General features: G+C 41.9%; 11 protein-coding genes, 1 tRNA gene and 1 rRNA gene. 2 read left to right on the top strand and 11 right to left on the bottom strand.

The window, feature by feature from the left end:
• From HMPREF0849_RS09390 to rlmD, 3 genes are all read right to left on the bottom strand, one after another.
• Positions 1 to 226 (bottom strand): 16S ribosomal RNA (locus tag HMPREF0849_RS09390); the annotation flags it as partial.
• Between the two features lie 228 nt (positions 227 to 454).
• Positions 455 to 526 (bottom strand) — tRNA-Glu (locus tag HMPREF0849_RS09395).
• 66 nt (positions 527 to 592) lie between these two features.
• Positions 593 to 1,954, bottom strand: a complete 1,362-nt coding sequence (rlmD, locus tag HMPREF0849_RS09400; protein ID WP_001050270.1) for a 23S rRNA (uracil(1939)-C(5))-methyltransferase RlmD — start codon at positions 1,952 to 1,954, stop codon at positions 593 to 595.
• A gap of 37 nt (positions 1,955 to 1,991) precedes the next feature.
• On the opposite strand from rlmD, the gene recX reads away from it, so the two are divergent.
• Positions 1,992 to 2,768, top strand: coding sequence for a recombination regulator RecX (gene recX, locus HMPREF0849_RS09405; protein ID WP_000705075.1), 777 nt, complete (start codon positions 1,992 to 1,994; stop codon positions 2,766 to 2,768).
• 88 nt (positions 2,769 to 2,856) lie between these two features.
• Entirely contained in the window at positions 2,857 to 3,390 is a 534-nt protein-coding gene (ntdP, locus tag HMPREF0849_RS09410; protein ID WP_000775318.1) for a nucleoside tri-diphosphate phosphatase, read from the top strand.
• Between the two features lie 70 nt (positions 3,391 to 3,460).
• Here the strand turns inward: ntdP and HMPREF0849_RS09415 are convergent, their stop codons facing one another.
• The 8 genes from HMPREF0849_RS09415 to HMPREF0849_RS09450 form a co-directional block, all read right to left on the bottom strand.
• A complete protein-coding gene (locus HMPREF0849_RS09415; RefSeq protein WP_000567564.1) occupies positions 3,461 to 4,228 on the bottom strand; it encodes an epoxyqueuosine reductase QueH in 768 nt (255 codons plus the stop codon).
• Between the two features lie 125 nt (positions 4,229 to 4,353).
• Positions 4,354 to 5,976 (bottom strand): chaperonin GroEL, encoded by a 1,623-nt coding sequence (gene groL, locus HMPREF0849_RS09420; protein ID WP_000031556.1) that lies wholly within the window; start codon positions 5,974 to 5,976, stop codon positions 4,354 to 4,356.
• A 15-nt stretch (positions 5,977 to 5,991) separates the two neighbouring features.
• Positions 5,992 to 6,276: a co-chaperone GroES gene (gene groES, locus HMPREF0849_RS09425; protein ID WP_000917327.1), complete on the bottom strand. Its 285-nt coding sequence runs from the start codon at positions 6,274 to 6,276 to the stop codon at positions 5,992 to 5,994.
• Between the two features lie 156 nt (positions 6,277 to 6,432).
• The gene (locus HMPREF0849_RS09430; RefSeq protein ID WP_000282436.1) at positions 6,433 to 6,828 is read right to left on the bottom strand and encodes a single-stranded DNA-binding protein; all 396 of its coding nucleotides are present in this window, start codon (positions 6,826 to 6,828) and stop codon (positions 6,433 to 6,435) included.
• Positions 6,829 to 6,905: 77 nt separating this feature from the next.
• Complete coding sequence (locus HMPREF0849_RS09435) at positions 6,906 to 7,667, bottom strand: SDR family NAD(P)-dependent oxidoreductase (protein ID WP_001107795.1); 762 nt, start codon at positions 7,665 to 7,667, stop codon at positions 6,906 to 6,908.
• A 41-nt stretch (positions 7,668 to 7,708) separates the two neighbouring features.
• Positions 7,709 to 8,335, bottom strand: a complete 627-nt coding sequence (gene ytpR, locus HMPREF0849_RS09440) for a YtpR family tRNA-binding protein (RefSeq protein WP_000578317.1) — start codon at positions 8,333 to 8,335, stop codon at positions 7,709 to 7,711.
• Positions 8,336 to 8,350: 15 nt separating this feature from the next.
• Entirely contained in the window at positions 8,351 to 8,668 is a 318-nt protein-coding gene (locus HMPREF0849_RS09445; RefSeq protein ID WP_000632567.1) for a thioredoxin family protein, read from the bottom strand.
• Complete coding sequence (locus HMPREF0849_RS09450; RefSeq protein ID WP_009013775.1) at positions 8,665 to 8,964, bottom strand: DUF4651 domain-containing protein; 300 nt, start codon at positions 8,962 to 8,964, stop codon at positions 8,665 to 8,667. Before HMPREF0849_RS09450 ends, HMPREF0849_RS09445 begins: the two co-directional genes overlap by 4 nt.
• Between the last annotated feature and the right edge of the window lie 124 nt (positions 8,965 to 9,088).

The following is a 9,088-nucleotide window of genomic DNA, read 5'->3' on the forward strand; positions in this document are numbered from 1 at the left end:
AGTGATGCAATTGCACCTTTTAAGCAAATGTCATGCAACATCTACTATTATGCGGTATTAGCTATCGTTTCCAATAGTTATCCCCCGCTACCAGGCAGGTTACCTACGCGTTACTCACCCGTTCGCAACTCATCCAGAGAAGCAAGCTCCTCCTTCAGCGTTCTACTTGCATGTATTAGGCACGCCGCCAGCGTTCGTCCTGAGCCAGGATCAAACTCTCATTAAAAGTTTGAGTTCTCACTCATTTCTGTCACTGACAGATTTATTGTTTTTTCATTGTTCAGTACTATAACCTTAGTTATAGTGCCCTGCACATTGGTTCGTCTTGTTCAGTTTTCAAAGGTCTTTGTCACTCATTCTCTCAAGCGACAACTATATTAGTATATCACAGCTACCTGTCGCTGTCAACAGATTTTTTAAACTTTTTTCAAGTTTTTTTAACCGCAATACACCATAGTCCGTACGGGATTCGAACCCGTGTTACCGCCGTGAAAAGGCGGTGTCTTAACCCCTTGACCAACGGACCTGAGCTTTTCGACTCTTTCTATTATACCTACTTTTTTACCTTTGTCAAGGACTTTTTTTAGTGAATTTAATTTTTTCTTTTCTTCACTAACTTAACTACTGCTTCTGTTCGTGCAGTGTGGGGAAACATATCGACTGACTGGATATACTGGAGATCATAAACTTTTACCAGTTTAACCAAATCTCGTGCCAAGGTCGAAACATTGCAGGATACATAGACCATTTTTTCTGGGACATAGGTCAGAATGGTTTCCAACAGCTTATCATCTAAGCCTGTACGAGGAGGGTCAACTATCAATGCATCCGCTCGGTAGCCATCTTGATACCAGCGTGGAATAGTCTCTTCTGCTGTCCCCGCTTCGTAATGGGTATTGTCAAACCCCATTTTTTGAGCATTTCGCTTGGCATCTTCTATGGCTTCCGGAATAATATCCATTCCTCTGAGACTCTTGACCTTCTTTGCGAAGGCAAATCCAATCGTCCCAACACCGCAATAGGCATCGATTAGATGGTCTTCTTTGCTGACATCCAGAGCCTTAATTGCTTCATTATAGAGAATTTCTGTCTGCTCCGGATTAAGTTGATAAAAAGCTCGGGGCGAGAGAGAAAACTCATAGTCGAGTACTCCTTCTTGAATGCTCTCTTGGCCCCAGATAATTTCCGTCTTTTCACCATAGATTTCACTTGTTTTTGCTGTGTTTGTATTGACTGCAACCGTGACGACTTCTGGAAAATCTTTAACTAAGTCTTTTACCAGCTGGGTTAAATTAAGCTGACGATTCGTAACAATGATTATTTGAACTTGCCCCGTTTTTCTTGCTCTGCGTACCATGATGGTGCGAACACCGAGCGTTTTTCTCTCATCGGTGATGGGGATTTGGTGGTAAGTAAGAAGTTCAGCTAGGCGATTCGCTATCACTTGGGTTTCCTTATCTTGTACCAAGCAGTCTTTCAACTCTACGAGATAATGAGAGTTTTGCGCATACAAACCTGCCTTGACCTGATTTTTAAATTTCCGAGTCTGGAATTGAAGCTTAGCACGGTAGTACTTTGGTTCCTGCATTCCGATAGTTGGACGGATTTCATAGTTTTCATATCCTGCAGGAGCAAATTTTTTCAGGGCTTGGTGGAGCAAATCTGTTTTAAACTCTAACTGTTTATCGTAGTGGAGGTGCATGATTTGGCAACCACCACATTCATTATAAATGGTACAAGCTGGCACGACCCGAAATTTAGACTTCTTATTAACCTTTAGTAATTTTGCTTCAACAAAGTTGCGTTTAATAGAAGTAATTTGACAATAGATGTCTTCTCCTTTGAGGGCGCCTGGCACAAAAACGAGGGTTTTCTGGTAGAAACCGATTCCCTCACCATTGATGCCCATCCGCTTGATTTTTAAAGGTATTTTTTGTTTGACTTTCAGATTCATACCCCTATCTTATCACATTTTAGGGTATAATAGAACTATGAAAATCACAAAACTTGAAAAGAAAAAACGCCTCTACTTAATGGAGCTAGATCATCAGCAAACCTCTTATATCACAGAGGATACCATTGTCCGTTTTATGCTATCTCGAGATAAGGTCATTAGTAAAGAGGAACTTACCGAGATTCAGGACTTTGCTCAGTTTTCTTATGGTAAGAACCTCGCCCTCTACCATCTATCATTTAAAGCTCGAACCGAAAAGGAAGTGAGAGAGTATCTGAAAAAGTATGATATTGATGAAAAAATCACTAGTCAAGTTATCGCTAATCTTAAAGAAGATAACTGGATTAATGATCGTCAGTATGCCTACTCTATCATCAATGCCAATCAACTTTCTGGAGATAATGGGCCTTATGTGCTGACTCAGAAACTTGCTCAAAAAGGGATTGCCAAATCAACTATTGAAGAGGTTTTAAAGGATTTTAATTTTTCAGAGGTTGCTCAACGTGTGGCGGAGAAACTGCTAAAAAAATACACGGGAAAGCTTCCCGCTCGTGCCTTGCAGGATAAGATCATTCAAAACTTGACGAACAAAGGCTTCTCCTATTCTGATGCTAAAAGTGCTTTTGATGACTTGGACAGCCAAGTCGACCAAGAAACGACTCAAGAACTCATTTTTAAAGAGCTAGACAAACAATATGCTAAGTATGCTCGCAAATATGAAGGTTACGAACTAAAGCAACGATTAACTCAAGTTTTAGCTCGAAAAGGCTATGATTTTTCGGATATAGCTAGCGCTCTCAGAGAATATCTTTAATATTTTCGTGTAAAATTCAAAAAAATTAGACCGATTTATGATATAATAGTAAACGATAAACTTATAAATTGTAGAAAGTTGGTTAGTTATGAAACTTCCAAAAGAAGGCGACTTTATTACAATTCAAAGTTATAAGCATGATGGGAGTCTTCACCGTACTTGGCGGGACACCATGGTACTAAAAACAACAGAGAACGCCATTATCGGCGTCAACGACCACACACTTGTTACCGAAAGTGACGGTCGTCGTTGGGTGACTCGAGAACCGGCTATTGTTTACTTTCACAAAAAATATTGGTTTAATATCATTGCCATGATTCGTGATAATGGGATTTCCTACTATTGCAATATGGCAAGTCCTTACTATCTAGATGAGGAAGCCCTGAAATACATTGATTATGATTTGGATGTCAAGGTTTTCACTGATGGTGAAAAGCGTCTCTTGGACGTTGAAGAGTATGAGCGCCATAAACGCAAAATGAAGTATTCTGATGATTTAGACTATATTTTGAAAGAGCATGTTAAAATCCTTGTTGATTGGATTAACAATGGACGCGGTCCTTTCTCAGAGGCCTATGTCAACATTTGGTACAAACGCTACATAGAACTAAAGAATCGGTAAAGTTGTCAAACTGGGGTGAAAACCCTGGTTTTTTTATTTGAAAAACCCAGCTTTTCAGCTGGGTTGATTTCTATATATCTAATTTAGTAACAGTAAACTTGATGTGGGAATAGTCTTTTTCAACATCCTTATCCAACAAGAAAGCCGTGGCATCCTTCTTAACCTGAACAAGATCAATATTCTGGGCTTGAGCTGCATAGACGCATCCACAATAACATTGACGATAAATATCATACTCCTCGCACATCTCCACCGAGCGCTTGTAGCCTTGGTTTTTCTTGAAATCACTTGGGAGATAGTGGGTTGTATAAATCTTTTGCACATCAATTCCGATGCTGTTGATGGTTTGAGAATTCTTATGGGGACTGATGGTCAAAGCTGAACCAAAGTAGTCAAAGCCCAAGTCCATAGCTACTTGCGCCGTTTTATCCAGACGGTAGTCAAAACAAACCTTGCAACGATCGCCGCCTTCTGGTTCTTCTTCCAGCCCTCTGACTAACTTCCGGTATTCATTTGGTTCGTAGGGCGCTTCTAAATACTGGACCGTATTGCCTGTTCGCTCATTGAAATCACTGACAAATTTCTTGGTGTCGTAAGCCCGCTTGTGGTATTCTGCCTTGGGATGGATATTGGAATTGGCAAAATAGATAGTCACATCAGCGTATTTGGTCAGGTATTCTAGGGTGTAGGTACTACAAGGAGCACAGCAAACATGCATGAGAATAGTGGGACGTTGCTCATTTTTCTCCCAAACTTGAACCATTTTTTGCATAACACGGTCATAATTAATCTTCTGATTGGGATTCATCTTGCTCAGAATTTCTTCTACATCAATCATGTTCTTCTCCTTTTTCTAGTCTTATTTTATCATATAAGTTAGGAGAGCTCAAATCAATTTTAGAAGAGAAAACCATAAAAGGAGGGATGCATGTCCCCTCCTTTTGTGTTTTTTATAAGTTACTTTTACATCATGCCGCCCATCATGCTTGAATCCATTGCTGGAGCTGGGGCTGCTGGTTCCGGTTTATTGGCTACGACTGCTTCTGTTGTCAAAATCAAGCTGGCTACAGATGCTGCATTTTGAAGGGCTGAACGGCTCACTTTAACTGGGTCAATGATTCCTTCTTCAATCATGTTGACCCATTCGCCAGTTGCTGCGTTGAAGCCTGTACCAACTTCAGCATTTTTCAAACGGTCAATAACAATAGAACCTTCGAATCCCGCATTGTGGGCGATTTGACGAACAGGCTCTTCCAAGGCACGGAGAACAATATTACGTCCTGTTGCTTCATCTCCTGTCAATTCCAAATCAGCTACGGCTGGAATGACATTGGCAAGAGCAGTTCCACCACCTGCAACGATTCCTTCTTCAACGGCTGCACGAGTAGCGTTGAGGGCATCTTCGATGCGGAGTTTCATTTCTTTCAACTCAGTTTCAGTTGCAGCACCGACCTTGATCACTGCGACACCACCTGACAATTTTGCCAAGCGTTCTTGCAATTTTTCGCGGTCAAATTCAGATGTTGTAGTTTCAATTTGTGACTTGATAACCGCAACACGGTGAGAAATAGCTTCAGGATTTCCAGCACCTTCTACGATAACAGTGCTATCTTTGTCCACAGTTACTCTCGCTGCTTGACCTAGCGCCTCAATAGTAGCGTCTTTCAACTCAAGACCAAGATCTTCTGTGATGACTGTTCCGCCTGTCAAGATAGCGATATCTTCCAACATAGCCTTACGACGGTCACCAAAGCCAGGTGCTTTAACAGCTACGACATTGAAGGTTCCACGAATCTTGTTCAATACAAGAGTCGGAAGAGCTTCACCATCTACATCATCCGCAATAATCAAGAGTGGACGATTGCTTTGGAGAATGCTTTCTAGAAGTGGCAAGATTTCTTGAATATTGGAAATCTTCTTGTCAGTAATCAAAATATATGGATTTTCAAGGTCCGCCACCATTTTTTCGCTATCTGTCACCATGTACTGTGATAGATAACCACGGTCAAACTGCATTCCTTCTACGACTTCAAGCTCTGTTTCCATACCACGTGATTCTTCAATAGTGATGACACCATCTTTACCAACTTTTTCCATGGCTTCAGAGATGTATTCGCCGACTTTTTCAGAACGAGAAGATACAGCGGCAACCTGAGCGATGGCTTCTTTATTGGCAACAGGGATGGCATTGTTTTTCAAGGCTTCTACAGCTGCGGCAACCGCTGCTTCAATCCCTCGACGGATACCGATTGGGTTGGCACCTGCAGTGACGTTTTTGATTCCTTCACGGACGATAGCTTGGGTCAAGACAGTTGCAGTTGTCGTTCCGTCACCTGCGATATCATTGGTTTTTGAAGCTACTTCTGATACCAATTTGGCACCCATATTTTCAAAATGGTCTTCCAATTCGATTTCTTTGGCAATAGTAACACCGTCATTGGTAATCAATGGTGAACCAAATGATTTTTCCAATACAACATTACGACCTTTTGGTCCCAAGGTTACTTTAACAGTATCTGCAAGGATATCGACACCACGGACCATAGCTGAACGAGCATCAGATGAAAATTTAATTTCTTTTGACATACTTACTTTCTCCTTCTATTCTTCAATGATCGCCAAAATGTTAGCTTCGCCAACGATGATATACTTTTCATCGCCATCTTTGATATCAAGACCTGCATGGGCTTCAACTAAGACACGGTCTCCAGGCTTCACGCTTGGAGCTACCAAGTCACCATTCAAGGTACGAACACCTTGTCCAGTAGCTACAACTTGGGCTGTTTTTGTTTTTTCTTGGGCAGAACCCGCAAGGACAAAGCCTCCAACAGTTTGTTCTTTTTCTTCGATTTTCAAGACCACACGGTCTCCTAATGGTTTCAACATCTGTTTTCCTCCATGATGAAATACATATTATTAGCACTCTTTGTAACCGAGTGCTAATTTATAGTTCTATTGTATCACTTGGTCAAAAATAGTCAAGAAAAAAGTCTGACTTTCTCAATATAAAAAAGCCTGAGACCAACTCAGACTTTTCAATGCTTAAAATGGCAATTCTTCCTCTTCCAAGACCAAATCTGCCAAATCCTGTCCTGCGTTATTTTCACGCATAGCACGTTGGGCGCGGCTTTCCAAAAGTTGGAATCCTGTGGCAAGGACTTCAGTCACATAGTTCATCTGGCCATTTTTCTCAAAGCGACGGGTACGAAGTTCTCCATCCACAGAGATAAGACTACCTTTAGTTGCGTAGCTTGCCAAGGTTTCAGCCAATTTCCCCCAAAGAACAAGATTGACAAAGTCAGCTTCACGTTCCCCGTTTTGGTCTTTGTAACGACGGTTCACAGCGATAGTTGCACGCGCTACTGACTTGTCATTGTTGGTTTTGTGCAATTCTGGTGTAGACGTTAAACGTCCAATAAGAATAACTTTATTATACATATTTTCTTCCTCCTACTTATCTATTCGCAAGGAATCAAAAAAAGTTACAGAAATTTGTAACTTTTCGAGAAAATTTTTTATTTTTTATGAACCATGAAACCTGTCGCCTGTTGATTGGCCATAATGGTCATATCTGTAATCTGCACACGATGGGGTTGACTGGTCACATAGACAACAGTGTCTGCGATATCCTGAGCTTGCAAGGCTTCAATTCCCTGATAGACGGTCGCAGCACGCTCTTTGTCACCATGAAAACGTACCGCAGAAAAATCTGTTTCAACAATTCCGGGTTGAATGGTGGTCACCTTGATATCTGTCGCAATGGTATCAATTCGCAGTCCATCTGAAAAAGTCTTGACTGCAGCCTTGGTGGCTGAGTAAACAGCTGCCCCAGCATAGGCATAAATTCCTGCGGTTGACCCCATGTTGATAATGTGACCCTGATTGGCTTTTACCATTGCTGGCAAGAAACAGCGAGTGACTGCCATCAAACCCTTGACATTGGTATCTAACATGGTCAGCATATCCAATTCTTCATGGTCTTGATAGGGAGCCAAGCCAAGAGCTAGTCCAGCGTTATTGACCAAGATATCAATCTGCCCTATCGTTTCCAAAATATCGGAGCAGACAGTCTTGACCATGGTCATATCCGTGACATCCAGTGGAAAGGTCCAAACGGTTTGATTAGGAAAAGTTTCTGTAAACTCTGACTTGAGGGTCTCTAGTCTATCTGTCCGTCGCCCTGTTAGAACGACATTCTCCCCCTGCTCCAGATAAGCACGCGCAATCGCTTCACCGATTCCTGAGGTCGCTCCTGTAATTACTACATTTTTTGCCATCTTATTTCCTTCTATCTGGTCTATCAAATACTGAAAATTTCCTAGGCCATCCAGTGCTTGGCTGGGTCAAATGGAGTTCCAACAACTTGGTCTTCTGATAATTCAATAACCCCACGTTTTTGCGGAGCATTTGGCAAGGCAAGTTCACGAGGGCTGCACATCATACCAAAACTCTTTTCACCACGAAGTTCGCCTGGGAAAATGAGATTTCCTTTGGGCATCATAGCTCCAGGAAGAGCTACAATGGTTTTCAGGCCAAGACGCGCATTGGGAGCCCCTGCAACGATTTGCACTGTCTTGTCACTTGCGACTGCAACTTGGCAGATGTTGAGGTGGTCACTATCTGGGTGAGCTACCATCTCGACAATTTCACCAACAACAAACTTAGGTTCTTTGTCATTGACAATCTCTTCTGCAAAGCCTTCCGCTCGCAATTCTTGGTTCAAACGTTCTACTTGCTCATCTGTCAAAAAGACTTGACCGCGCTCTGCAATTTCAAACAAACTTGAAACTTCGAAAATATTCCAAGCTACTGTTTCCCCATTTTCTTTGAGGCAAACACGGGCAACCTTGCCTTTGCGTTCCACGTCCAACTTGGCATCTCCGCTGTTTTTCACGATGATCATAAGGACATCGCCAACATACTCTTTGTTATATGTAAAAATCATTGTTTCCTTTTTCTCCTATTTCAGTCCTGCTAAAAAGTCGTTAATTTGTTGCTTGCTTTTACGGTCACGATTGACAAATCGGCCGATTTCCTTGTCTTTTTCTAGCACAACAAGGCTAGGAATCCCGTACACATCCCAGAGTTTGGCTAGATCCATGTACTGGTCACGGTCCACTCGAATAAAGGTGAACTCTGGATTGGTCTCCTCAATCTCTGGCAAGGATGGATAGATATAACGACAATCGCCACACCAGTCCGCCACAAAAAGGAAAACCTTCTTGCCATCTTGCTCGACAAAACCTGCAAGCTCTTCTATACTATTGGGAGTAATCATAAGGTTTCCTCCTCATAGACTAGGTCTTCATTCTCATAGACAAAGGTATAGTGACGACCATCCTCGAAAATGACTCCTCCGACAAGTCGCTCAAGGCTACTTTCGTAGACTTGAACATAGAGAGTCGCAATCTCACCCATATCTGAGAAAAGTTCGCGCACGATAGCGGTCAACTCTTCTTGAGTCTTCATGAGTTTGTGGTTATCTGCTGCTTTTTTAGCCCCCAAAGCGAGGGCACTTAGACCAGCCACAGTCAAGCCAGTCATCCATAATTTCTTAGCTTTCATACCATTCATTGTAACACAAAAAGGGTTCTAGGACAAATAGGGAAGCCGTATAGGAGCAAGGCAATTAAAAACCTCTGAGATTATTCTCAGAGATTAGAAGATAACTAGTTGTTATTTTCAACTGCTGCAGTGA

The sequence above is a fragment of the Streptococcus sp. C300 genome (genome assembly GCF_000187645.1).
Classification (GTDB): Bacteria; Bacillota; Bacilli; order Lactobacillales; family Streptococcaceae; genus Streptococcus; species Streptococcus oralis_CQ.